Source organism: Desulfosarcina sp., from assembly GCF_046496365.1.
GTDB lineage: Bacteria > Desulfobacterota > Desulfobacteria > Desulfobacterales > Desulfosarcinaceae > Desulfosarcina.
In genome coordinates, this window is record NZ_JAWOHB010000140.1 from 1 (window position 1) to 25,279 (window position 25,279).

General features: G+C 58.1%; 23 protein-coding genes. 11 read left to right on the forward strand and 12 right to left on the reverse strand.

What is annotated here, in order from left to right; translation table 11 throughout:
• The 4 genes from R6V78_RS13355 to R6V78_RS13370 form a co-directional block, all read left to right on the forward strand.
• A partial coding sequence (locus tag R6V78_RS13355) for an NADH-quinone oxidoreductase subunit N (RefSeq protein ID WP_410289861.1) occupies window positions 1-1,207 on the forward strand: 1,207 nt, incomplete at its 5' end.
• 344 nt (window positions 1,208-1,551) lie between these two features.
• Window positions 1,552-1,815, forward strand: a complete 264-nt coding sequence (locus R6V78_RS13360) for a hypothetical protein (RefSeq protein ID WP_410289862.1) — start codon at window positions 1,552-1,554, stop codon at window positions 1,813-1,815.
• Window positions 1,816-2,049: 234 nt separating this feature from the next.
• Window positions 2,050-3,459, forward strand: a complete 1,410-nt coding sequence (locus tag R6V78_RS13365) for a sigma-54-dependent transcriptional regulator (RefSeq protein ID WP_410289863.1) — start codon at window positions 2,050-2,052, stop codon at window positions 3,457-3,459.
• A gap of 486 nt (window positions 3,460-3,945) precedes the next feature.
• On the forward strand, window positions 3,946-4,278 hold the full coding sequence (locus R6V78_RS13370) for a hypothetical protein (RefSeq protein WP_410289864.1): 333 nt from the start codon (window positions 3,946-3,948) through the stop codon (window positions 4,276-4,278).
• A gap of 73 nt (window positions 4,279-4,351) precedes the next feature.
• On the opposite strand, the gene R6V78_RS13375 is transcribed toward R6V78_RS13370, so the two are convergent.
• Complete coding sequence (locus R6V78_RS13375; RefSeq protein WP_410289865.1) at window positions 4,352-4,630, reverse strand: hypothetical protein; 279 nt, start codon at window positions 4,628-4,630, stop codon at window positions 4,352-4,354.
• Window positions 4,631-4,702: 72 nt separating this feature from the next.
• Here R6V78_RS13375 and groES point away from each other — a divergent pair, with 72 nt between their 5' ends.
• Both groES and groL read left to right on the forward strand, forming a co-directional pair.
• A complete protein-coding gene (groES, locus tag R6V78_RS13380) occupies window positions 4,703-4,990 on the forward strand; it encodes a co-chaperone GroES (protein WP_410289866.1) in 288 nt (95 codons plus the stop codon).
• 17 nt (window positions 4,991-5,007) lie between these two features.
• Window positions 5,008-6,630, forward strand: coding sequence for a chaperonin GroEL (gene groL, locus R6V78_RS13385; RefSeq protein ID WP_410289867.1), 1,623 nt, complete (start codon window positions 5,008-5,010; stop codon window positions 6,628-6,630).
• Window positions 6,631-6,740: 110 nt separating this feature from the next.
• On the opposite strand, the gene R6V78_RS13390 is transcribed toward groL, so the two are convergent.
• The 5 genes from R6V78_RS13390 to R6V78_RS13410 all read right to left on the reverse strand — a co-directional run bounded on the left by R6V78_RS13390 (window position 6,741) and on the right by R6V78_RS13410 (window position 13,173).
• Entirely contained in the window at window positions 6,741-8,747 is a 2,007-nt protein-coding gene (locus tag R6V78_RS13390) for a molybdopterin-dependent oxidoreductase (RefSeq protein WP_410289868.1), read from the reverse strand.
• Window positions 8,748-8,838: 91 nt separating this feature from the next.
• Window positions 8,839-9,813: a DMT family transporter gene (locus R6V78_RS13395; protein WP_410289869.1), complete on the reverse strand. Its 975-nt coding sequence runs from the start codon at window positions 9,811-9,813 to the stop codon at window positions 8,839-8,841.
• A 169-nt stretch (window positions 9,814-9,982) separates the two neighbouring features.
• The gene (locus tag R6V78_RS13400; RefSeq protein ID WP_410289870.1) at window positions 9,983-10,753 is read right to left on the reverse strand and encodes an acyl-CoA dehydratase activase; all 771 of its coding nucleotides are present in this window, start codon (window positions 10,751-10,753) and stop codon (window positions 9,983-9,985) included.
• Between the two features lie 19 nt (window positions 10,754-10,772).
• Complete coding sequence (locus R6V78_RS13405) at window positions 10,773-12,017, reverse strand: 2-hydroxyacyl-CoA dehydratase subunit D (protein ID WP_410289871.1); 1,245 nt, start codon at window positions 12,015-12,017, stop codon at window positions 10,773-10,775.
• Between the two features lie 37 nt (window positions 12,018-12,054).
• Window positions 12,055-13,173, reverse strand: a complete 1,119-nt coding sequence (locus R6V78_RS13410; RefSeq protein ID WP_410289872.1) for a 2-hydroxyacyl-CoA dehydratase subunit D — start codon at window positions 13,171-13,173, stop codon at window positions 12,055-12,057.
• A gap of 197 nt (window positions 13,174-13,370) precedes the next feature.
• Here R6V78_RS13410 and R6V78_RS13415 point away from each other — a divergent pair, with 197 nt between their 5' ends.
• Genes R6V78_RS13415 through R6V78_RS13425 form a run of 3 tightly spaced genes read left to right on the forward strand, consistent with a single transcriptional unit; the run spans window position 13,371 to window position 15,477 of the window.
• Window positions 13,371-14,000, forward strand: coding sequence for a TetR/AcrR family transcriptional regulator (locus R6V78_RS13415; protein WP_410289873.1), 630 nt, complete (start codon window positions 13,371-13,373; stop codon window positions 13,998-14,000).
• A 10-nt stretch (window positions 14,001-14,010) separates the two neighbouring features.
• Complete coding sequence (locus tag R6V78_RS13420) at window positions 14,011-14,646, forward strand: LysE family translocator (protein ID WP_410289874.1); 636 nt, start codon at window positions 14,011-14,013, stop codon at window positions 14,644-14,646.
• A gap of 24 nt (window positions 14,647-14,670) precedes the next feature.
• Complete coding sequence (locus R6V78_RS13425; protein ID WP_410289875.1) at window positions 14,671-15,477, forward strand: acyl-CoA thioesterase; 807 nt, start codon at window positions 14,671-14,673, stop codon at window positions 15,475-15,477.
• A 43-nt stretch (window positions 15,478-15,520) separates the two neighbouring features.
• Here the strand turns inward: R6V78_RS13425 and R6V78_RS13430 are convergent, their stop codons facing one another.
• The gene (locus R6V78_RS13430) at window positions 15,521-16,336 is read right to left on the reverse strand and encodes a DUF3786 domain-containing protein (protein WP_410289876.1); all 816 of its coding nucleotides are present in this window, start codon (window positions 16,334-16,336) and stop codon (window positions 15,521-15,523) included.
• Between the two features lie 84 nt (window positions 16,337-16,420).
• On the opposite strand from R6V78_RS13430, the gene tesB reads away from it, so the two are divergent.
• Window positions 16,421-17,305, forward strand: coding sequence for an acyl-CoA thioesterase II (tesB, locus tag R6V78_RS13435; RefSeq protein WP_410289877.1), 885 nt, complete (start codon window positions 16,421-16,423; stop codon window positions 17,303-17,305).
• 84 nt (window positions 17,306-17,389) lie between these two features.
• On the opposite strand, the gene R6V78_RS13440 is transcribed toward tesB, so the two are convergent.
• The 3 genes from R6V78_RS13440 to R6V78_RS13450 form a co-directional block, all read right to left on the reverse strand.
• Window positions 17,390-18,220, reverse strand: a complete 831-nt coding sequence (locus R6V78_RS13440) for a M23 family metallopeptidase (RefSeq protein WP_410289878.1) — start codon at window positions 18,218-18,220, stop codon at window positions 17,390-17,392.
• Window positions 18,221-18,384: 164 nt separating this feature from the next.
• Window positions 18,385-19,305 carry a DMT family transporter gene (locus tag R6V78_RS13445; RefSeq protein WP_410289879.1) on the reverse strand — a complete coding sequence of 307 codons (921 nt, stop codon included), beginning with the start codon at window positions 19,303-19,305 and terminating at the stop codon, window positions 18,385-18,387.
• A gap of 142 nt (window positions 19,306-19,447) precedes the next feature.
• On the reverse strand, window positions 19,448-20,293 hold the full coding sequence (locus R6V78_RS13450) for a methyltransferase family protein (RefSeq protein WP_410289880.1): 846 nt from the start codon (window positions 20,291-20,293) through the stop codon (window positions 19,448-19,450).
• Between the two features lie 295 nt (window positions 20,294-20,588).
• Here R6V78_RS13450 and R6V78_RS13455 point away from each other — a divergent pair, with 295 nt between their 5' ends.
• Window positions 20,589-21,893 (forward strand): MFS transporter, encoded by a 1,305-nt coding sequence (locus tag R6V78_RS13455; RefSeq protein WP_410289881.1) that lies wholly within the window; start codon window positions 20,589-20,591, stop codon window positions 21,891-21,893.
• Window positions 21,894-22,088: 195 nt separating this feature from the next.
• On the opposite strand, the gene R6V78_RS13460 is transcribed toward R6V78_RS13455, so the two are convergent.
• Together R6V78_RS13460 and R6V78_RS13465 are read right to left on the reverse strand one after the other, a co-directional pair.
• The gene (locus R6V78_RS13460) at window positions 22,089-23,771 is read right to left on the reverse strand and encodes a hypothetical protein (protein WP_410289882.1); all 1,683 of its coding nucleotides are present in this window, start codon (window positions 23,769-23,771) and stop codon (window positions 22,089-22,091) included.
• Between the two features lie 506 nt (window positions 23,772-24,277).
• Window positions 24,278-25,279 (reverse strand): FG-GAP repeat domain-containing protein (locus tag R6V78_RS13465; protein WP_410289883.1); only part of this gene is annotated, 1,002 nt, incomplete at its 5' end.

Sequence of the window (25,279 nt, forward strand, 5' to 3'; positions counted from 1 at the left end):
ATTCAAGGTGCTGCTCTCGATCGGTTTTTTTCTGGTCGTTGTTCTATGTGAGGACTTTTCCGGTGTAGCCCCCACGCGCCACGGGGAAGGCTTTTTTCTGCTGACCGTTTGCACCCTGGCCATGATGATTTTGGCCTCGGCGGTGCACCTGCTGGCTATGGTACTGGCCCTGGAGCTGTCCAGCTATTCCCTTTACATTCTGGTCTTCCTGCGCCGGGACGGCCGCTGGGGCATGCTTGCGGGCCTGCGTTACTTCCTGGTGGGTGCCAGTGCCTCGGCCATCATGCTGTTTGGCCTGGCGATGATCTACGCGGTCACCGGTGCGCTGCACATCGACATGCTGATCGAGCGGTTGCCCGGCATGATGGATCAGCCGCTGGTGACTTCCGGCCTGCTGCTGACCCTGGCCGGGTTCTTTTTCAAACTGGCCGTTTTCCCCTTCCATTTCTGGGCGCCGGACGCCTACCAGGGTGCTCCCAATCCCGTGGCCGCCTTTATTGCCGCGGTTTCCAAGGTCGCTGCCGTGGCTGTTTTGCTGCGCATGATCACCTTGGGCCAGGGCAGCAGCGACCTGCTGGCCAGCGTGCTGATCGCCATGGCCGTGGTTTCGATGACGGTGGGGAATCTGGCGGCCATCGCCCAGAGAGATTTCAAGCGCCTGATGGCCTTTTCGAGTGTCGCCCATGCCGGCTACCTGCTTTTGGGCATGCTGTGCATGACACCAGCCGGCAATGCCGGCGCCATGTTCTATGTGGCGGCGGTGCTGATCATGAAATATACCTGCTTTATGGTCATGACCCGTTTGGCCGATGACGGCCGCAACCTGCAGATTGATGAACTGGCCGGCCTGCACCGGCGGTCTCCGCTGCTGGCCCTGGCATTGATGATGGCGCTTTTCGGTCTGGCCGGCATCCCGCCCACCATTGGTTTTGCGGGCAAGCTGATGATTTTTATGGCCGCCATGCAAAAGGGCTACCTGGCGCTGGTGCTGATCGCCATGGTCAACGTCGTGATCTCGCTGTATTACTACCTGCTGGTGCTCAAGGCCGCTTATCTGGATGAGCCCGCCCAGGCGGCGCCTGCAATCCATTTGAGCCTGCCTTTCCGCCTGGTTGCCCTGGCCATGATCACCCTGATCGTGGGCCTGGGGTTTTTCCCCACCGTGCTGCTGGATCTGGTGCAGGCTGCGGTTCTGAGACTGCCATAAAATTACCAACGGGAGTTGTGCGGCCAGTCCAGGGAACTGCTTTGCCCGTCACCTTCCATGCACCTTAGCGGAACGAATGATTCCGGTTTTAAAAAAACCGGAATTCAGCCTTCTTTGTAAATAATTCCATATAAAACAATTAGTAAGAGCTTGCTGCGCCGTTTCGGAATTTGGGTGCGTCAATCCGGTTGGATGTTTCCTGTCCCGTTGGTTCCGAATTTATGCCTGCGTGTACGATTTTTTAAACGATAGCATGTAGATATGATTTTGGCGCAACTCTTGCTAAGTCGGGATTGGCGCGTTGTTGAAGCCATTGACAGGCCTATTCAGGGACAGGAGCGGTCATGAAAAAAAAGGTTGGTGCATCCATGCAGACCCTTGTCGGTATTGTCACCCCCTGCGCTTGGGATGAGAGGGACCACGTTTCTGAAGTGTCTCTTTCGGCGACGGATGACGAAGAGTACATTATCGAAAACAGTCAACGTTTTCTAGACCTGGTTCAAAAGCCGATCCGGGCGGTGGGTCTGGTCAGAAGCGGCAAAAAGGTCCAGCGGGCGATCAATATAAAGAAATTCGAAATGCTGGACAGCGCCTCCTTGGTTGAATAAGACCCACCAGGCGTCGGCATCATCCGCATGCCCATGCAAAGGGCGCACCCGGTTTGCATGGCATCCATCGGGTAGACCATAGCCATACCTTTGGTTTTATTGGGCTTGTGTTTATCCCCATTTTATGAGAAATCAGAAAAAATCAACTTGCCGTCATCTGCCATCGGCAAGGGTGATTATGATTCAACAGTTCATGCCACCCATCCGGCATGCCCACGTTCTTCGTGCAACCCCATGGATACCATTCTCATCGCAACACGGGATCCGTCCACCAGTACCGCCATGCGCAGGATTTTATCGCGGGAGGGCCAGGTATCCGCTGCGGATTCACCCGATCAAATCTGGCAGCAGATCAAATCCAATGCCTGGGAGTGCCTGTTCATCGATCTTCCCCTGATGGAGGCGCTGTCCGATGTGCTGGACCATTCGGCGGACCCGAAGGCGCTGGTTCAACAGCTGAAGGGGTTGCGGCCGTTGATGGCCATTGTCATCATTGCCGGCAATGATAATCTGCGCAAGGCTGTGCGTTATGTACAAAACGGTGTCAGCAGCTACATCACGGCACCCATCGATGCGGATGAAGTGCGTCTGGTGGTCGATGAAATTTCCCGAGAGCGACGCCAGCAATCGGAGCTTGCCTATCTGCGCGAACGGATATGGAAGGATGATTCCCTCGATATTGTCCAGACACGCAGTCCCAAGATGCAAAAGGTGTTTGACAACCTCATGTCCGTCGGCCCCACGAAGACGACCGTACTTCTTTTGGGCGACACCGGAACGGGGAAAAGTTTCGCCGCCAAACTCATTCACCGGCGCAGCAACAGAAAAAACGGCCCGTTTATCAGCGTCCATTGCGGTGCGATACCGGAAACGCTGATTGAAAGCGAGCTTTTCGGCCACGAAAAAGGATCCTTCACCGGTGCTCACCGCCGCAAGCTGGGTAAGTTTGAAGTTGCCTCGGGAGGCACGATTTTTCTTGACGAAATCGGCACGATTTCCAAAGCAGCCCAGGTCAAGCTGCTGACCGTCCTCCAGGATGGCATTTATCAGCGTGTGGGCGGTGAGCAGACCCTGACGGCGAATGTGCGGGTCATTGCGGCCTCCAATTCCGATTTGAAACAGATGTGCACGGATGACCTGTTCAGGAAGGATCTTTACTACCGGCTGAATGTTTTTCCGATAACCATCCCGAAGTTGTGCGAACGCAAGGAGGATATCCCCTTGTTTGTAAGGGCCTTCTTGAACAAGTTCAACCAGTTCGACACCAAAGCCATCCAGGGGGTTCATCCGGGGGTGATGGAAGCGCTGTTGCGGTACGACTGGCCGGGCAATATCCGTGAACTCGAGAATCTGCTGGAGCGCGCCTATATTCTCGAAAAGACGCCCGCGCTCACGCCTGAAAGCTTTCCTTCCGAACTTTTCGACAATGCTGAAGCGATGACCGGCATTCCGATCGACACCAGGGAGACCCTGGACGTGGTCAGGAAAAAGGGTCTGGCCGAGATCGAACGTCGTTACCTGAAAGAGGTGCTCTCCCGCAACAAGGGCAAGATCAATGCGTCGGCATCAGAGGCGGGTGTGGGAACACGGCAATTGAACAAGCTGATGCACAAGTACCATCTTGACAAAGGCATTTTCAAATAACCCCCGCCGGCACCTGATTGGCGACCTGCCATGCGAGCGGGCATTGGTGCACTACCCTTTCAATTCCCTCCAGCGTCCTGTGCTGTCGGATCGGCAGGCATACCGTTGACCCGCCTGGACAGCGTCAACCGGGGTGCGCGCGCAAAAGGGCGAATTTTGAATTCCGATTCGTCAACGAAACAGAACTCCGTATTCTCAAATATTTAACCATTTAAGATTATAAGATAATCGTTTTTCCATGGGTGCCTTCTCAACGGTAATGGCCGTGGATGGCCCGGGTTGGATCAGAATTGCCGTTTCTCCTTGACAAGGGTCGATGAAAAAATTACCTTAAAATACGAATAGTTATATAAAGTGGTATGTTTTTTGATTAAGCATCCCTCTGTACGGTCTGCGCCGGCACCCGGAATCGTTCGTATGGCCCGCATGGGAAGCTGCTCGGTGCGACCCAATAGGTGTCAGACAAGCCTGAGAGGATGACAATCGATGAACTGGAAATTCTGGAAAAAAGAGGGTCAAGCGGCTTCTGTACCCGCAAATGGTTCCAAGCTAGCCAAACCAAAGGAACTTCCCGAATCGGTCGGCCGGAAAATGGTCACGGGCATGAAATTGGATCCGGACTTGGTGTGGTCGCTCAGGTATGTGAGCCGGCCCATGGAAGCGCGCAAAAATACCAGTGAGTTCAGGATATTCAACCCTGAAACGGTCCATCAGAAAGGGATTGTGGTCAAAAATTTCACATCCCTCGACGATCTGCCTGACCTGGTTCTGTATTCGGGATTTTACGATAAAAGTGCCAGCAGTGTCGAGATTCACTGAGCATTAGCCGACAGCCGCGCTGCTCGTGAGGCTCGGCGCAGGCGCTTAACGCGCGCCCCTTTAGCCGGGAAAATCAGTGTAGACGGGATATGCCTGCCTCCGTACGGGGTGGGCATTTTTTGTTTGCCTGCGTGGCGCTTGCTGGCACTGTTTTTTTCAGTTGCTGCACCAACGGGCTGCCCGCCGATGGAGTATTTTTCCAACCATCCGTTTTTACATTTAAAAAAACTATTTTAAGAGATCTTGACAACGCAAATTTGCGTTTTAGTTTTGCCATGTCATCAACAGGCGGTGCCCTTGCGCCCATTCCAGATTGATGTGCGAGTGCCGCTTCGGCTGCCGCTGGATTCATAAACGATGTTCGTGGTCGGCACTCCCCATCAGCGAAATTAAAAAAGCAGAAAATTAAAAACAGGAGGAAAACATGAAGGTCAAACCAATGAATGACAGAGTGCTGGTGGTTCGCGTCGAAGAAGAGCAGAAAACCGCTGGAGGCATCATCATTCCGGACACAGCCAAGGAAAAGCCCATGGAAGGCAAGGTCGTTGCCGCCGGGCCCGGCAAACTGGATGAAAAAGGAAAACGGGTGCCCATGGAGTTGAAAAAGGGCAACCGGGTGCTCTTCTCCAAATACGCGGGCACCGAAATCAAGATCGATGGCATTGAGCACCTGTTCATGCGTGAAGACGATATTCTTGGAGTTATCGAATAATTGGGAGGAACATACCGATGTCTGCTAAAAAAATTATTTATGGTGCGAGTGCCCGTGAGTCGATGCTTAAAGGCGTCAACGCACTGGCCAATGCGGTAAAGGTGACGCTTGGCCCCAAGGGCAACAACGTGGTGTTGAGTAAATCATTCGGTTCTCCGCTGGTTACCAAAGACGGCGTAACCGTAGCCAAAGAGATCGAGCTGACCGACAAGTTCGAGAACATGGGCGCGCAGATGGTCAAGGAAGTGGCCAGCAAGACCAGTGATGTGGCCGGTGACGGCACCACGACCGCAACCGTTTTGGCCCAGACCATCTATACCGAAGGTCAGAAACTGGTGGCCGCCGGCGTTGACCCGATGGCCGTGAAACGGGGCATCGATCTGGGCACGGCGGCTGTGGTCGATGCCTTGAAGAAAATGTCCAAACCCACCAAGGACCGCAAGGAGATTGAACAGGTGGGCAGCATTTCTGCCAATAACGACGAGGCCGTGGGCAAACTGATCTCCGAAGCCATGGAAAAGGTCGGTAAAGAGGGCGTCATCACCGTGGAGGAAGCCAAGGGGATGGAAACCACCCTGGACATCGTCGAAGGCATGCAGTTCGACCGGGGCTATATTTCGCCTTACTTCGTCACCAATGCCGAGAAGATGGTTGCCGAGCTTGAGGAGCCCTTCATCCTGCTCAACGAGAAGAAAATCTCCAACATGAAAGACATGGTCCCCCTGTTGGAGTCGGTGGCCCGTTCCGGCAAGCCCCTGCTGATCGTCGCCGAAGATGTGGACGGCGAGGCCCTGGCGGCGCTGATCGTCAACAAGCTGCGCGGCACCTTGAAGGTGGCGGCTGTCAAGGCTCCCGGTTTCGGTGATCGGCGCAAGGCCATGCTCGAGGATATCGCCGTTCTCACCGGGGGTCAGGTCATCTCCGAAGAACTGGGCATCAAGCTGGAAAACATCACCCTGACCGATCTGGGTAAATGCCGAACCGTAAAAATCGACAAAGACAATACCACCATCGTAGACGGCGCCGGCGCCAAATCGGCCATTGAAGGCCGGGTCAAGCAGATCCGCGCCCAGGTCGAAGATACCAAATCCGATTATGACCGCGAGAAACTTCAGGAACGGCTGGCCAAACTGGTCGGCGGCGTGGCGGTGATCAACATCGGTGCGGCCACGGAAACTGAAATGAAAGAGAAAAAGGCCCGCCTGGAAGACGCCTTGAATGCCACCCGCGCAGCGGTTGAGGAGGGGATCGTCCCCGGCGGCGGCGTGGCCCTGGTGCGCTGTATGGCCGCCCTCGATAATGTGAAGGCCAAGGGCGAAGAGAAGAACGGGCTAGCTATTTTGAAGCGCGCGCTTCAAGAGCCCCTGCGCCAGATCGTCGGCAATGCGGGTCTGGAAGGCTCCGTGGTGATCAACAAGGTTCTGGAAGGCAAAGACGACTACGGCTTCAACGCTGCGACTGAAGCCTACGAAAACCTGGTGGCTTCCGGCGTCATCGATCCCACCAAGGTGGTGCGCTTCGCCCTGCAGAACGCGGCATCCGTGGCCGGCCTGATGCTGACCACCGAAGCCATGATCGCCGACAAGCCAGAAAAGAAAAAAGCGCCGGCGATGCCGCCCATGGGCGATGACATGTATTAACATCGGGCGCCAATTTTTTGAGACGGTTTTTTATCGAAATTGACCGCTGGACAAACCAAGCCGACCTCGCCCGGCCACCGGACAGGGTCGGCTTGGCTTATCTTCTGCGCCTAATACCCATTTTTTGCCGTTGAGCGGCCTGGTTCGGGGCCTTTTGAAAGCCTGACAACCGGCCTGAGTTTCACGTTGACAGAATTGAAAACGGGGCCGCCGCCGATCTCTTGAGCGACTCCCGGAACCAGCGCATTCAGTGGGACGCCGTTTAAACCGGTTAACGGACGCGGTGCCCAAAGGGTGCCCGGTGGGACCTTGTCCGTCACCTTGGCGTACAGGGTGACGGTGGCGCATTCATTTTCTAATGCGACGACATCATTTTCCTTGATCGAATGCGGGTCGGCATTCTGCGGGTGAATCCAGACCACCTGGGGGATGGGGCCGTAAACATCGGTGAACTGGCTGTGGGTGTATCTGGCAAGGGAACTGTTCAGCAGGACCAGCCCCGATTCCGCAGGTGCCAAAGGGTGTTGGGCCGGTAACGGCGCAATTTTAAGTTGGGGCGCCGTCACCGCAAACTCGATTTTCCCCGAGGGGGTTGGGTAGACTTCCTTCGGTTGCAGTTTTACTTCAAGGATGCGCCCGGCCAGAATGCTTTTCAGGCCGCCTTCCCGGTAGGTCCTGGCAAGCGGCGCCTCCAGGGCCTTCCACGGGTCTTCGTAGAGCCAGCCGGCAGTCAGGCCCAGTCGTCTGGCCAGCTGCTGCATGACCTGGACCTCATCCCGGCTGTCGCCCAGCGGTTCGATAGCTTGCTCCGACAGGCGGCTGTAGGGATGATGGTCGCAAATGCCCACATCCCGCTTTTCCAGGTAGGTGGGTGCGGGCAGGACCACATCGGCACGGGCGGCGGTTTCCGACCAGTGGGTGTCATGCACGACCACGCATACATCCTCACGATCCAGGCCGCGCCGCACGGCCGTCTGGTTGGGCAGGGTCATGGCCGGATTTGACCCGAACACGTAGACGAATTTGAATTCACCCGCCGCCAGCCGCTCGCCGAGGGTCACCTGGCTGACCACCCTGCCCTGATGGCCGGCGTAGCGGCTGCCGTTGATCGTTGGCCAGTCAATCACCGGTCCTCTCGCGTTGCTGTATTGAAATCCCCGATGAAGCCCCAGCAGTGCAGGCAGCAAGGCCACGGCCCGGGCCGCCTCCGCGCCCTGCATGGACTTTTGAAGTCCCAATCCGATCATGAACGCCGCCGGCCGGTGGGTCATCAACAACTCGCCGAGCCGGGCGACGACCTGTCCGGAAACGCCGCTGACCTGCTCGACCCGTTCGGGTGTCCAATCCATGGCTGCCTTGGCATACGCCTGGAACCCGCTGGTCCATTTGCCGATAAACGCCATATCGACGCCACCGGAATCGATCAGGTAACGGGCGATGCCGTAGCACAAGGCCACATCACTGCCGGGTTGTGGGTGGACCCGGATGTCGGCTGCTTCAGCCGTGGGGCTTGTACGGGGATCGATGCTGACAATGATGGCGCTGCTGTCTTTCCTGGCCTGGTGGGCCATGGCCCATATATGGGGTGCACTTACCCTGGCATTGTTGCCCCAGAACAGGATGACCTTCGAGGCGGCCATTTCCTTCAGCTGCAAACCGTAACTCAACCCGTAATGCAGACCGATGCCGGTGTGGCCGGATTTGCTGCACAAGGAGTAATCGGTGGTTGTCGCACCCAGGGCGGTCCAGAGCCGCTTTGCAAAATGCCATGCCAGCAACCCGGTGTTGCCCGCATAGTCGTACAACAAAACGGACTCCCTGCCGTGGGTGTCGATGGTTGCTTTAATGCGGCCGGCCACGCTGGACAGGGCGTTGTCCCAGGTGGTCCGGTAAAACGAAGCCGATGCCGAAGGCCCGGATTTCATGTGGGGTTCAAGCACGCGCTGACTGCTGTGCACGCGTTGGGGATCGCCGTTTCCCCTCGGGCAGAGGAACCCGCGCGTCACCGGATTCAGGGTGCTTCCCCGGGTGTGGACGATCCGTTTCCGGTCCACGCTGACATCGATAAAACAGGTATCCGGGCAGTCCCGGAGGCATACGGTCTTAATGATTTTCACTGGGTCGGCCTTTTTGTGAGAGATGGTGGGCCGCGTGTTTTTTTTCAGCGGCCGGTGCCTCTTGTGGGCGGTTGTGTCTGACCGTCCCGTATCAACCGGTTCGTCGGGTGAACCGCTTGAGCAACCGGCCGTCGATGGCTATCAGCCCCATAAAGATCAGCGCCATCCCGCCGAAGGCATTCCATCCGGGACGCTCCCCAAGGACCATGACCCCTAAAAAGATGGCACTGGCCGGTATCAGGAACGTGACCAGCAGAATATTGGTGGCTCCGGCGACGGCCAGAACCCGGAAATAGATGATGTAGGCCAGGGAGGTGCTGACGGCGGACAGTCCGAGCAAAGCCAGCCAGGAGGCAGCAGCGGGTGCCAGGTGCCAGGGTTGTTCGACGATCAGGGCCACGGGCAGCATCATGACCGTCGATCCGCACAGCATGCCGGTGGCAACGACCACCGGGTCCATGGCTTTGAAACGGCGACCGTAGATGGCGGCGCATGCATATGCAACCGAAGCGGCCACAACGGCAAGCTGGCCCAGGACCTCGACGCCGAACCCGCCCAGGGATTCGATGCCGATCAACACCGCCACACCGACCCAGCCGACGAGCACCCCGGCCAGACGGTTGGCGGTTAGCCGTTCCTCGCGCGTCAAAAGGTGGGCCAGAACCACGCTGAAGATGGGTGTGGTGGCATTCAAGATGGAAGCCAGGCTGCTGGGGATGTGGGTCTGCCCCCAGACGATCAGGCTGAAGGGGATCAGGTTGTTCAGTGCGCCCAGGATGAAAAACGCCCCCCACATGCCCGGGGAGGTCGGAAGCTTCCTGCCGGTCAGCCATGCAACGGCCAGAAGGATCGCTGAGGCGAAACCCACGCGGCACAGCACGATGGTCAGCGGGGTCATGTCCTTTACGGCAACGCCCACAAAGAAGAAGGATCCGCCCCAAATGACCGACAGAATCAGTATCAGGCACCACTCCCTGAAACCCATGACGGTGTTTACAACACGGCGGGCAGGCGGCGTCAGGGCTGGGATGCCGCCGGTATCGATGGTGGTCGCTTCCGGTTTCATCGCTCGGGTACCTCCACACGCTTAGGGGTTGAATGCGTCAACCCACGTATAACCGTTTCGCCGTCAAATGGCGACCCGAATATTGCTGCAATCAAGAGCAAGATCGGGTCGGCTGTCAAGCCGCCGGGTAAGCCGGAAAACCCGGATCGTTCCGATTGCACTGGAGCAATCAGGAAATGCCGGCAGCAATCCGTGCGGCGCCAATGGCACCGTTGACCTGCGCATGGGCAAAAACGTGGATGGCATGGCCGGATTTTTTCTCCAGGGCCCGGACCACGCCGATGTTCTTGGCTACCCCGCCGGTCATCATCACCGGTTCGGTGATGCCCACCCGGTTGGCCATGGCGATCACCCGGGAAGCGATGGATGCGTGGATGCCGGCAATGATATTCTCACGGCATTCGCCCCTGGCGATGAGGGAAATCACTTCGGACTCGGCAAAGACCGTGCACAGGCTGCTGATGGCGGCCGGCCGGTCAGCTTGCAGGGACATCCTCCCGAAGGCATCCAGATCGACTTCCAGGGCCCGCGCCATCACCTCGAGAAACCGCCCGGTCCCTGCCGCACATTTGTCGTTCATGGCAAAGTCTTTGACGCGGCCGGCCGCGTCCATGACGATGGCCTTGCTGTCCTGACCGCCGATGTCGATGACGCAGCGCACCGCCGGATCCTGAAAATGGGCGCCGACCGCGTGGCAGGTGATTTCGGTCACCGCCATGTCGGCAACATCCACGCTGTGGCGGCCGTAGCCGGTGGCCACGATCCGATCCACCGCGTCCCTGCCGATGCCGAGGTCCATCAGCAGGTCGGCGAAGATTTTCTTGCCGGCATTCCTGGCGTTGTAACCGGTCAGCATCACTTTCGTACCGATGAGTGTGCCGTCTCTGATCAGGGCCGCTTTGGCGCTGATGGATCCCACATCGATGCCGACAGTTATCATCTGTTTTTCTCCCCGCTGCTCAGTGGTTTGATTTCAGAACCTCCATGAAGGCATCGATCCGGGTCTCCACCTGGCTCTCCGAAAAGCTGCGTGCATCGGTCATGTCCGCCTCGATTACCAGCGAGGGGATTGCGCGCTTTTGCCTGACGATGCGCCGGATGTCGTACTGCCCCAGGCTGTATGGCTTGCAGCTGCGGTTGGAGTGGATCACCAGGCCGTCGGCGCTGTATTTATCCACCATGTCCACCACCATGTCGGCCATCTGATCCGTACCGATGTTGATATAGACGCGCGAGTACCCTTGGGCCATGGAGCCGAGAAAATCGTTCTCATCCAGGTACTTCAGTGTTCCGCACCACGACGAGGTATAGGTGTCCGCCACCAGACAGGCGCCGTGGGCGGCGAACTTCTCCGACAGCCAGCGGGTGCGGTACCACACCGGCAGGTTGTCCCACAACAGGCGGTAGCGTTCACCGGGAACGGCTGCGATACCCGTGGCCACCCGGGTTTTCATCTCATCGAGCAGTTCCGCATAGTAGTCGACCACCGTCCGGGTGCCGCGCAGGGTGACGATCAGAGCCAGGTGGAAAAAGGCATCGAAGGCGCTCATGGGTGCCGGCCGGTGAACCGTGGTGTCCAGCACCTGCTGCCAGAGGCGCTGGCCGGCCATGGAGAGCCGGCCCACCTCGACCAGACGGTCGTGGTCGAATGTTTTCTTGCAGTGGGTTTCCAGAAAGACGATGTACTCATCCAGTTGGGCGCGGACATAGGCGTGGGCTTCCGGTGTGTATTCCGTATGGTTGAAGGGGGTGTCCAGGATAAACAGGGGCACCTTGAAATAGCGGGCCTGCACCTCGTACCACTTGAGCACGGTGCCGCAGATGTTGTTGCAGCACACCAGCATGTCCGGTCGGGGCAGTCCGCCGATGGGGCCGCCGTCCACGGTGGCGCAGGCAATATCGGCCCGGGCGTAGGAGCACAAGTCCCCGGCGTAGCCCATCTCCTCGGCCTTGGCGCACAGGTCCGCACCCATCTTGGCGGCGCCGATCATGGCCCCGTGATTTTCCGGGTAAACCGGGATCACATCCATGGCGATGAGTGGCTCCACCGGCCCGCCGCTGGTGATCCAGGCCACTTTTTTACCGGTCTGCCCGGCGGTCTTGGCGTCGATGTAGTAGCGGGTCATGATATCCTTCATGCGCCTGACCGACTTGATTTTGCACTTTTCCTTTTCGGGATCGATCGGCTTTTCCGCACCGTTCATAAAAGTCTCCTGTAACTCGACGATGGTTGGATGGTTGCTATAGCATTTCCATAAAAGCCTCGCACCGCGTCCTGAACTGCCCCTGGGAGGCGGTCTGCTCCTCCAGTTCGACCAGCAGGCTGGGAATGCCTTCGGCGTCCAGCATGGACTTGAGATAAGGGTAGTCAAAGGCGTGCGGGTCACAGAATTTAAGAAAGAGGATGATCACTCCCTGGGAACGGGTTGTTCTGACCATGCGAACCAGGTCGTCGCCCCGGCTGGTGACGCCCGCATGCTTGGCCGGACAGATGGCCCGCCGGGCATAGCGGTCGGCAATGGCGTCCATGGGATCGCCATCCGTGTCGACCAGGCCCGTCAACCCCCGCGAACCGGTGCACAGGTCGTCACCCACCACGGTACCGCCCGCCGATTCGATGATGCCGTAGACGTCGGGCAGGTTGCAGACCCCGCCGGAGAGAAAGATGCGTTTTTTATCCGTTGATTCAGGTTCGGACTGCCGCTCCAGCGTGTCTACCACCTGGGTCAGCCGGTTGAGAAAATCGTTGCGGTCCATGACCATGGATGCCCGTACAATCGTGTGAACGCCGCTGCCGGCAATCGCGCCGGGGCGGTCTTTGCGGATGGTGAAAAGCCGCTGCATGGTTGACCGGATCCCGTTATAGATGCCGATGGCCTTGTGCAGGTCGTCATCGGTGATGGTTTTCTCCAGCGCCGTCTCCAGGTCGGTCCCGGCTTTTCTCATGACCGCCGTCATATAGTCCCGGGCACTTTTCGTATTCAACTTGACCGGCAGCACCACGTCCAGATGGAAACCGGTTTTGGCGTTCATCCGCCAGATGTCGGACAACCGCTGGATGGAATCGCAGGTGTGGGGCAAGATGGCGCCGTCGAGGAAATCAAATTCTCCATTCAATGCATCATCGAGGGCGCCGCGGACCAGGCTGCAGCTGTAGGTCTGAAGGTGGGCATCGGCTTTGGATATGCCCCCGCTGCCGCCGACGATGCGAAACGCCAGGGCTTCCCCGGCAAGGATCAGTTCTTCCGGGGCGTAGGAACACAAGGTGCCGATCACCTTGCCGCCGGTCTTTTCCTTCCAGCGCCGGGCGTAGGCTTTCGGGTCTGCACAAATCTCTTTAAACCGCTCAATGGCTTCCATCAACAATCTCCGTGTCTGGTGAAGTCGGGTATGGTTATCGATTGATCGGCAGGGGTCGCAATGAGGTCTGCCGTTCCTAATATCGAACGGCGGTCGTGATGTCAACCGGGAGTTGTTTTATTCGCCTGAGGATGGTACAGAGAACCTGCGCAATCCAAAATCGGAAGTTTATTGGGTCGTCAATAAAAGCTGAAATCATGGCCGGCAGAGATACGCTGAATAAATTGAAGCAGCAGGAGCGGGAAAACCGCGAGAACCTGATCATCGATGCCGCCCGCACGGTATTCGGGTCCAAGACCTACGATCAGGTCAGCATGAACGAAATCGCCAAGGCGGCCGGCATCGCCAAATCCTCCATCTACACCTATTTCCCCAACCAGGAGGCGCTGTTTGTGGAAACCGCCTTCAGGGATACCGGGGAATTTATTGCCGCCCTGAGAAAGCGCGTTCAGGCGGAGCGAGACCTCTCACTGGAAACGTTCATCAATGACTATCTGGATTACCATATTGAACATGATGCCCACTGGCGCATGATCACCCATTTTGCGCTTCACGGGAATATCGGCGAGGCATCGGCGGAAAAACTCAACCAGATATCCAGGCAGGTAATGGATCTTCTGGAGACGGTGTTGAAAAAGTTCGACTACCGGGGCGACACCCGCCTGCTCTCCCACACCCTGTTTGCCGCCTTGAGCGGCATCATGATCAGTTTTCGAAAATATCCGGGACGGGCTGAACCGGCGCGCATCGCGCACATGAAACGTATCGCCGGAATGGTTGAACGGATGCTGGTGGTATTTGTTCGGCAGGACGTGCCACCAGATTAAAGGAGTGCGCATGTTCGGCATCCACGATTTTCCGCTGTTTGTGCTTTCGTGCATCCTGCTCAACATCACCCCGGGTCAGGATACCATGTACATCATCGGCCGCAGCGCAGCCCAGGGGCGGCAGGCAGGAATCATGTCGGTATTGGGCATTATGACCGGCGTGCTGGTCCACACCCTGCTGGCAGCTCTGGGACTGTCTGTGATCCTGGCCACCTCGTCCCTTGCCTTTTCCGTCATCAAGTATGCCGGAGCCGGTTATCTGATCTGGTTGGGTGTCGGATTTATCATGAACCGTGACGACCGTTCAGCGCTGCCCGATGCACCTTCATCGGCTCCCAGCCCCTGGAAAATTTTCCAGCAGGGCGTGCTCACCAATGTGCTCAATCCCAAGGTGGCCCTTTTTTTTCTCTCATTTCTTCCCCAGTTCATCTCCCCTCAGTCGGAGCTGGTATTTCTGCCCTTTATGGTCTTAGGGCTGGTTTTTTTTACCACCGGAAGCATCTGGTGCCTGTTTCTCGTCTACGGAGCGGATTGGCTGTCGGGGCGTTTTCGCGGCCGCCCCTCGGCCGGCGGCGTGCTGAAAAAAATCACCGGTGCACTGTTTATCGGCCTCGGCATCCGGCTGGCCTTTTCCCAGGCCGGGTAACCGGTAAAAATAGAAAGGGCTGTCATGCCAGACACCTCATTTTCGACAATGCTTGCAATGGTCGGCGATGCCTCCGAAGCGACCCGCCTTCAACTGCCGGAAGACTGGATGCAGGGCCGTGCCGGGTACGGCGGCCTGCTGGGCGCGCTGGCCTTAAAGGCCATGAGAAACCATGTCCCGACGGCGCGTAAGGTGCGGAGCCTGCTGATCGCATTCGTCGGACCGGTCGGGCCGGGGGATTTTTCGATCCACACCCGGGCGCTGCGATCGGGAAAGGCGGTCATCCATGTGGAGGCCAAACTGGTTCAGCAGGAGGCGGTGCGATGTGTGGTGCTGGGCAGCTTTGGCGGCGACCGGGAATCTGTCATCCGAATCGAGCCGGCGCCGCGGCCGGAAATGGTCGGCCCGGCGGAGGCCCTCGAACTGCCGTATATCGATGGCCTGACCCCGGCCTTCACGCGCCATTTTGCCTATCGGTGGGCGCTGGACGAATTGCCTTTTTCCGGCAAGGGCGGAGGTGAAATCGGCGGGTGGATCCAGTTTCGCGAACGAACCGATTGCCTCACCGAAGAGTGGCTGGTCGCCCTGGCCGATGCCTGGCCCACGCCGGTACTCGCCATGCTCACGACCCCCGCGGCGGCCAGCACGTTAACCTGGGAGATCGGGTTCGTTCATCTAAACCGCCAAACTTGTGTGGAAGATGACTGGTGGTGCTACCGCTCGGTGGTAGACAGCGCAGAAAACGGCTATGTTCACGAACGGGGTGCCGTCTGGGACCCTGAAGGACGGCTGGCGGGGTACAGCCGGCAGACGTCGACGGTGTTTGCATAGAGACGTCTCAAAAAATGTCTTTTTGATGCCCTTCCGACAGCTGCTACGTAACCTCGGCAAAGCCGTGTCTGAGGGCCAGTTTGTGAAACATCTGGGCGAGACCCGCACCCAATGAGAAAACAGAGCCGATGTCCAGGTTCTGGTCGGCGGTTGCATCGAAAAAAATATTAAGGCTGGATCCAAAGCCTGCGTCCGGGCGCCAGTAGCAGATCATGAGGGGCACCTTGGGAAGCGGGTGGAGCACCACGGAGATGTCCGACTGAAACTGCCGCTCCACCTGTCGACCACTGAACAGGTGGACCACGTCGTCGAACAGATCGGTGTAGCTGTCCGCCACCCGCTGCATGGCTTCTTCGCACCGCTTTTGGAACAACGGGTAACGGTCTTTGCCGTTTTTCAGTTCCCGGAAGGAGACCCATTGGCCGGCTGGGGCAACACCTTTCCCGTTGAGCACATAATCGAAGAAAGGTGCCGCCACCCAGGGATTGATGTGGATGTCCGAATGGAGGTTGCCCCGGGTGTCGACGCTGAAGTCCTTGCCCATGACCTTCAGGGTCAGACGGCCGTTCTCGAATCGACCGCCGGTCCTCTCTGCAGCGGACGCGAAATCGATACCGGCGATTTTTGCTTTCATCTCGGCCATGAACGCTTCCCGATTTTCCTCGATGGGGTTCTGCCCGGCAGGTTCCGGGGAAAATCGTTCGACAGTGCTGCGGTCAAGCCTGGGGCATTCGGCAATGTTTTTCTGGCCCCGGAAAACGGCCCCGGCAAAGGCCAGGCAGGTTTTTTCGCCGCATTCCCGGCAATTGGACTTGTCCAGTAGTTGAAAGACCTCCATGGCATTTTTGGGTGCGGGCATGTACGACCTCCTCGCATGTGGTTGTGACCATTTCGGTTGTTGCGGCAATAAAATACTATAACAATTATTCCGGGAGATCCAACCATGAGTGTCTGCGTCCAAGGCAACGTTCTCGAAGAGCTGCTCAATCTGTTGAAACTGGAAAAGATCGAGGAAAATATTTTTCGGGGACAAAGCCAGGACCTGGGCTTCGGCAATGTGTTCGGCGGCCAGGTTTTGGGCCAGGCCCTGTCGGCGGCTTCCCAGACCGTCCCCGAGGGGCGGCATGCCCACAGCCTGCACGGCTATTTTCTGCGCGCCGGCGACGCTGCCAAACCCATCGTCTACACAGTGGACTGCATTCGCGACGGCAAAAGCTTCACCACCCGCCGGGTGGTGGCGGTGCAGAAGGGGCGGGCGATTTTCTCTATGGCCGCGTCGTTCCAACGCGGCGAACCGGGCTTCGACCATCAAGACGGCATGCCTGCGGTGCGGGGGCCGGAGGGCCTTGAGCCGGAGATCGAGACGGCCCGCAGGTTGGCCGATCACATCCCTGCCGGCATCCGCGAGAAAATCCTGTGTGAAAAACCCATCGAGATCCGTCATGTCAATCCCATCAATCCATTCCAACCGGAAAAACGGACCCCCGAAAAATACGTCTGGTTCCGGGCCATCAGCCCCATGCCCGACGACATGGACGTACACCGATACCTGCTGGCCTATGCGTCGGATTTCAATCTGGTGACCACCTCCCTTTATCCCCACGGGCACACCTTCTGGGAGCCCCAGATGCAGGTGGCCAGCCTGGATCACGCCATGTGGTTTCACCGCGATTTTCGCTTGGATGAGTGGTTGTTGTATGCCATGCAGAGCCCCAGCGCATCGCGGGCACGGGGACTGGCCATCGGCCGGATCTTTACCCGCAACGGCCAACTGGCGGCCACCGTTTCCCAGGAAGGATTGATCCGCCATCGCAAGGAGAATTCATAAAGCCGCTCCGCCCCTATGCTGTGCTCCCAGGCAAGGATGGTCGAACGCGGCTGGAAAACCAATCAGAAAACCGCCCAAAAAGGATTATTGGGCTGCCGCCGCCGGTGTTGGCATGGGCGGTACGAGCAGCGCCGGGTCCAGGCGGATGTCGAACCAGTTCATGCCCCAGTGGAGGTGGGGACCGGTGACCCGGCCGGTGGCGCCGACCTGGGCGATCACGTCGCCCTGCCCGACCCGCTGCCCCTCTTGGACCATGATTTTGTGCAGGTGCATGTAGACCGTGGAGAGGCCGTGGCCGTGATCCACGATCAGGGTGCCTCCCGAGTAGAACATGTCGTCATGGGTCAGGGTGACCACGCCGTCAGCCGGGGCTTTGACCGGTGTGCCGGTGGGTGCGGCGATGTCCACGCCGTAGTGCGGCCTTTTGGGGCTGCCGTTCAAGATGCGCTGGCTGCCATAGATGCCGCTGATCCTGCCGACTACCGGCCAGATAAAGGTCTGGGCGAAATCGGTCCTGGGGTCATTGGTTTTGCGGACCGCTTTGACCCGGGCGATCTCTTTGCCAATACGCTCCAAATCCTCGGGCGACGGACTGACCTTGCTCGGCGGCAAGCCCTCGATGCGCTGGATTTTGTAGGTTCGTTTTTGGATGGTGATGGGGTGTCGCTCGACGCTGCCGTCGGTGTGCTGCAGCTCGATCTCCGACGCTGTTTTGGCATCACGGGAAAAACCGATGACGAACAGCCCCTCCGGTGACACCCGAACCGATCTTTGCTCGAATCGGACGTGCACCGCCGGGTCGACTCGGCCAATGGCCATGCCGCCCTGAACGAGATGGCCTTCCAGGGTGAGTGCCTGCGCAGCGAAAGGGAAGCTGAAGCTGGCCAGAATGGTGCAGATAAGGATTCGCAGCATTAAAGGGCCTGTGATATGATCAACCGTTAATTAAGATACGGTCGCTACTATACACGGATTGAACGCAATATGGAAGCGCCCTGGGGTTGTCGGCAGCGTCTGCCGGTATGCTGCAGGCTGCAGCGGGTGCATGCGGTTCATCCCGTCAACGCCCGAAAACGGGATCAGTGTGCCTTTTCCGCTGCCAGCCGTTTCTCCCGCCTGGTGTGGTTGGCTTTGAAACGGTTCAGGGCCACGGCGCTGCCTACAATCAAACAACCGCCGATCCAGAACCGCCAGGATGCCGGATCACCCAGAAAGGTGATGCCCACAATGGCGGTGAAGATCACCTCACTGGACATGAATACCCCGCCCTCCCATCCCCGGCAGTAGAAAAAGCCCTGATTCATCAGCAGTTGTGCGGTTACGGAGACAAAGATGATGCCCAATATCATGGCCCAATCCATGCCCGTCGATGGCAGCAGCGGGGCCAGGGCGAATTGGGGCAGGGCCACCAGGCTGCCCATGGTGCAAAAGTACAGGTAGATGATCACCGGGCCGTTTTTTTCGCGCAGCGTCTTGATCAGGGTCACGGTCAGCCCGGCAAAGGCGGCGCCGGAAAGGGCCATGATCTGGCCGAACAAATTCCCACCCAGCCTGAACTCGAACAGAACGGCGATGCCGATGACCACTACGGCAATGCAGGCGATTTCCGATCCGGAGATGCGGTCGCCATAGATCAGGTAGGAAAAGACGGCCGAAAAGGCCGGATAGGCATAAAAGATCACCAGGGCGGTGGAGACCGGCAGCAGGCGGATGGCCGTGATGATGGAAAGAAAGGCCGCCGATCCCGTGAGGCCGCGGATGATCAGCAACCGGGTGTTGTGGCCCCGATAGGGATTGCCGTTCCGGCCGAAAACCATGAGCAGCACCACGACCCCGCCAAAGAACCGGTAGAATCCGATATGCCAGATGGTGAATGCGGGGCCGATCTGCTTGACCAGCAGGTTGAGCATGGTGAACAGCAATGCGGCCGCCAGCATGAACAAGGGGCCGGCCACGGCGGCATCCATTTTAACCTGTCTTGAGGTGTTGGGGTGGGACATTGCAACGCCTTACCTTGATGCAGGAGAGCAGCGACGATGATTCATTGGACGAGTAATAAGGCAGGCGGCCGAAAGTCTCAATACCTAAAATGACCGGGAGCGGGGAAATCAGCGATGGAAGGATGGTTCCGGGCATATTTTTTCAGCGGCTGTTTTCAGGGGTGGCGCCGAAATTTTTATTCGAGGGTTTCAGGCTTTTGGGAAAAAGCATGGGCACCGATTGCTGGTAGGATCGATAGGCATTTCCAAAGCAGTCGACCAGGTCCCGTTCTTCCATGCCGGCGCCGATGACGATCCAGACGGTCCAGATCAGATTGTGCAGCAGCCGGTCGGCCGTGAAAATCGGACCGGACCAGATGATGATCAGGCTGAAAAGATAAAGGGGGTGGCGTACCCAGCGGTATGGACCGCGAACGATGAGTGGATTGGCCGGGGTTGGTTTCTGCGTGTCAAAGGCCCGCAGGGCCGGTTTGACGCCCAAGGCATCAAAATCCCCCAGGGACCGCGATCCCCACCAGGCGCCGGCGCCGGCAGCCATAAATATCGTCAGAAAAAGCCATCGTACTGGTCCTGCCGGTGTCCATAGGGCCGATCCAACCGGCTGCCACAGCCCCACCAAAGCCAGGAGACAAATTCCGGAGGCGCTGGCGTATAGTGCGCCGTGAAAATCGGCGCGGACGCGCCGCGTCAGCCAGAGGCGAAAGCGGCGCCGGACCATGATGCTGTGCTGGGTAAAGAAAAGCAGGCACAACAGGGTGTCCAGGAACAGGGCGCCGGCGCCGCCGAGCCCGAAGTCCAACGGGACCAGCGGACCCATGAGCAAAAAAGCCAGCCAGGCGAGCATGCCGCCGCCACCGAGGAGGTAGGCCCCCGCTATCAGCGCGAATGCCCCCGGTTTGCGGGATATCAGCTGTCCGCCGGCGCCGTGAACGGCCTGGGCCTCGTCCACCGCGGTCAATTTGCATTCGCTGGGGACATCCTGCGGCATGCCACCTGTTCCTTGACAATTTAAAGGGATTCGGCTTCCAGCTGCGAGATCTTTCGGTGATCCGTCCAACCGCACCGGGAAGTCGATCGGGTTTACGGGCATGGTTCAACTTGGGTTAAAAAAGAATATAACCCTGAAACTGCCGGTCATCAAATGAAAAACATTCACCGGGATCTTTTCAGGGGCTTTGTCTTGTGGCATGATGGAGCCAGCCTTGACTTCTACCCTTTCCATCCATTCCAGGTTCGACCCAAGCACCGGGCAGCAGGTACACGATCCGCAAAGGAGCGCTGAAATGGCCGACACAACCGCACACCCCCTGTTCCGATTCCGCTGGCTGATTTTCTTAATCCTCGCCCTGGCCTACTTCTTCGTCTATTTTCACCGGTTATCCCTGTCGGTGGTGGCCGACAGCCTGGTGAAGGATTTCAACACCTCCGCCGGCACCCTGGGGCTGTTGGGTTCGATCTATTTTTACTGCTATGCGGCCATGCAGCTGCCGGCAGGTCTGCTCTCCGATTCCGTGGGGCCGCGGCGCACGGTAACCTGGTTTCTGATTGCCGCATCGGCCGGCAGCATTCTTTTCGGCCTGGCGCCCAACATCGAAACCGCATTCGTAGGCCGCGTTCTGGTGGGTTTCGGGGTATCGATGGTCTTCATTCCGACCATGAAGATCCTTTCCCAGTGGTATTACCCCCATGAATTCGCCTCCATGGCCGGCATTCTCAATGCCGTGGGCGGGGCCGGCGTCATGGCGGCGACCTGGGTTCTGGCCATGATGACGGTGGCCTTTGGCTGGCGGCTCTCCTTCGAATTGATCGGCGGCTGTACGCTTGTCATCGCAATACTGGCCTGGCTGATGATCCGTGACCGGCCCCAGGACAGGGGCTGGCCGGCGATCGGCGACCTGGCCGCAACATCAGGCACCCCTACTGCGCCTCCGCAAGCCATCCCGTTGCTGGCGGGTATGCGCCAGGTGGTCGGCAACCGGCATTTCTGGCCCCTGGCCCTGTGGTTCTTTTTCGACTGCGGCATATTCTTCGGATTCGGCGGGCTCTGGGGGGGGCCCTTTTTGATGCACGTGTACGGGCTTTCCCGCGAGGCTGCCGGCGCCGTGTTGAGCATGATCGCCTGGGGCATGATCATCGGCAGCCCGCTGCTTGGGTTTGTTTCCGACCGGGTGTTGAAAAGCCGCAAAAAACCCTTTGTGGGCTGCACCCTGATTCTGACCATCGAGCTGGGAATCCTCTATTTTTTTCCCACGGGCCTTTCTGTGGCCATGCTCTACGTGGCTTTCTTTGTTTTTTCCGTGTGTGCCTCCTCCATCGTGGTGATCGGTTTCACGGCCACCAAGGAGCTGTTCCCGGTGCAGATCGCCGGCACCTCGGTGGGCACGGTCAACCTGTTCCCCTTTCTGGGCGGCGCGGTCTACATGCCCCTGATGGGCAAGATCCTCGATCTCTACCCGCGCGAGGCGTCCGGTGCCTACGCCCTGGAAGGCTACACCACCATGATGCTGGTGCTGTTGATCTCGGCAGTGCTGGCGCTGGGATGCACGTTGGTGATGAAAGAAACCTTCAAGAGGCAGCCTGCCTCCTGAAACGGTACGATGCGGTTAAGGCCATAGGAGCGGCTTCCAGAGGCCATGATGGTAGGGGAATGGTTTGGAGAGCAGCGGAAAAACGCCCCGGTATCCTGAAGGGTCACCGGGGCGTTTTGCATTTCCGTCATACCTGCGAACTCAGGTGCGACTAGTTTAGGGTCACCGAAAATATTCCCGGGAACCGGCAATCAATTAGAACTCAAGCGTCAACCTTCCGTAAAAGGTGGTGTTGTCTTCGATTTCGGTATTGAAACCGCCGGCTTTCCAGTAGTCCCCGGCATCCAGGTAGGCCACCACGCCCCAGAACTTCAGGTTGTTCATAATGTCCCACTCCACGGTAAAATCATATTCGGAGCCGTGGTCGTCGTCCCACTTCACCCCGGCATTGGTCACGGGTACGTCATCTGCCGTGGAGTTGACGAAGAGCAGACCCAGCTTCAGGTTGTCCAGCACCTGGTACTTGGCGCCCAGCCAGAAGGACGTGTAGCCGGCCGGACCGGTGATGGTGGTGGGACCGCCGGAGACGTTGCCCAGGGGGATGCCGTCTTCGTCGGTGCCGCCCAGGGTGGTACGCAGGTTCTGGTAATCCGAAGTGAGCAGAAAACCATGTTCCAGGTCTATCGATTCTTCGAAGTACCCGATGGCCGTGGTTTCGTCGTCATCCGGGTTGCTGTCGCCCTGCACATAGGTTCCACCGGCATTGAGGGTGAAACCGGCGATGTCGTATTTCAGGTCCAGGGTGGCGGCGAGCCCTGACGCATCGATGCTGTCGAACGTTTGACCTTGATAGGTCCTGGTTTCATCCAGGTCGACTTCGCCGATCCCATAGAGGATTTCCGCTTCGGCGGTGAGCGGACCGAAGGTGCCCATGAAATAGGGGTTGAACACCCAAAGGCCCAGTTCGGAGCGGGCGGGGCCGGCGGAGATGGCCGAACCGGCGGCGGCGGCTGCGCCCTGCGCGGTTATCGCACTGGAATTAAGACCATAAAGGTCGATTGCAGGAATGCCGGCACCTCCAAGCGCTCCATCAAGCGCTGCGCTTTGGGCAGCGTTAAAGGGGGCCGCCTGCACGAGAGGCACCAAAGCGGGATTTAGCGCACCGGCTAATTGGAGTGCTTGAGCATAAGTACCTGCATAGGTGCCTTGGGCCACTGTCGCGGCTGAAGATGCAGCCAGATAGCTGTTATAGCCCGTCTGGAAATTTCTGAGATCCCGCTGGTTGACGTAATTTCTGTGCTCATAGCGGGCAATCAGCAGACCGGTGGACCAATTTTCCTGCTTGTAGGCACTGAACCCGTAGTATTTGTGGAAGTCGGCATCGGAAATGATGTTGCCCTTATCCCCCTCCCCGTTTTTCTGTGCCACGAGGCCGGAGATGAAGTCGCCCGTGGGAACGACCCACATCACCCGGTCCTTGTGCCGGCTGTTGCTGCCGTGGCTGGCGGTACTGTCGCCCAGCCCGGTGCCCCAGGGGGTGTCGATGTAGCGGCCGACGATGAAGCCGCCGATGGAGGTTTTGATGGTCATGTAAGCCGCTTTCCAGTCGAAGTTCTCGACGTTGTCCTGTTTCGGTGCCAAAGGATTGTCTACGGCCTCATCGCTGGGGGGACCGCTGGCGTCCGTGCCCCACACATGGTCCTGCAGGGCGGTGAACTGGGTGGTGAGGGTGATGTTGTCGTTGATCTTGAAGACCGGTTTGGCCATGAACTCCATGGTCGAATAGTCGTCTGTGGCTTCATCTTTGTTGAAGGTTTCGTTGGAGTGGTTGAAATGCTCCACAAAGTAGTGGCCCGATACGTCCACTTCCAGGGACATTGCCGGGGCGGCGATCATCAGCGCCGCGCAAATGGCAACCATAAACCTAATCTTTTTCATCTGGCTCCTCCTTGTTGAAAACATGGTATTGGTACACGTGCTGATCCACCTAATGCCAATCCTGCTAGCGATCACCCCCTTTTTTCCAACGTCCTGATGCAGTTGTCCAGGCTGCACCGACAATCCAGCATGTGGCTGACAAACGTCAGGTATCTGAAATGATAATTTTTTTATACAGAGAACGGATCGTGGTTGGTGATCCGATAGTATCTACTGGAAACAACAAATTACAAGCACCAAATCTCAAATAAAATCCAAATCACAATTTCTAAATCTCAAACCGCACCAACAACCCATCCAGGGTATTGTTGCGACGTTGGATCGTTTGAATTTTGATGGCCTCGTAAAAAGTTCCCGATGTGTCATTCCCGCGAAGGCGGGAACCTATAACTATTTGAAACTTATGGATCCCCGCCTCCGCGAGGATGACAATAAATCTGAGATTTCGACTTTTTACGACTCCGTCAATTTTGATCATTGGAATTTTTCCGCATTATCGGTCCCCACTACTTGCCCGACAACGCACCAATCTGCTCGACGACAATGTTGCTGGTTTTGGAGCGGGTCAGGCCGGTGCTGGCCACCATGGCATAAACCGCTTCGAGCCGGCCGTCATGGTCCAGGTCGGCCAATGAAAAATCGCTGATGTAGCCGCCCACCTCTTCGCCGGACCAGACTTCTTTCATGTTGACCTTGTTCCAACTAAGGGCGATCACCCGGCCGCGCGTGTACTGGCGAAATTTTTCCACGAAGCCCCTGGCCGCATCGCGGTTGTGAACCGTGACCACTTCGTTCTTCCCGTCTTGGTCAAGGTCGGCAATCACTATCCGCTGGGTCAGGTAGGTCCGGTCGGTCGTTCTCACATCGGTGGACGATCCGGTTTCAAGGAACAGTGGATTGCCACCGTAAGTTTCTTTCCCGGCCCATCGCGCGTCGCCGGACGGATCGAAGATGCGCAGCTCGTCGTCGTCGGAATAGGCGATGGTCCGCAGCGTGCCGTCGTTGAAAATGGCACCTCGGGCAAAGCGGTACACGGTCATGTCGCCGGGGAGGGTAACGCGCGGGCCGGCCTGGTAATCCCTGCCGTTCCAGGCCAGTTCGAATACTCCCGGCAGAAAATGGCTGTCTTCATACAGTCCGCCGGTGTCGGTGGCCGTGGACGCTCCGCGCCGCTGTCCCATCAGGATGAGGCCTTTTTGCGGATCGTTGCCGACCCGGAAGTACCAGGGCTGGCCCCCGGCAGTGGCCTGCAGCGCAGAACCGTTCCATTCCAGCACGACCGAGTCCAGCTTGCCGTGCACGTTCAGCCGGGTGACGAAGATTTCGGCGACCTGGTTGCCGTTGATGTCTCCGGCATCGACGGCCAGGATTTTATGGCTGCCGCCCGCGTCGAAGAGGGCCAGACGATCCAGTCGGCCGCCGTCAAAGCGCTCGACCACGATCTGATCCGCATGAAGGTAGACGATATCCGGTCTGCCGTCGCCGTTCACATCCCCCGTGGTCAGGGC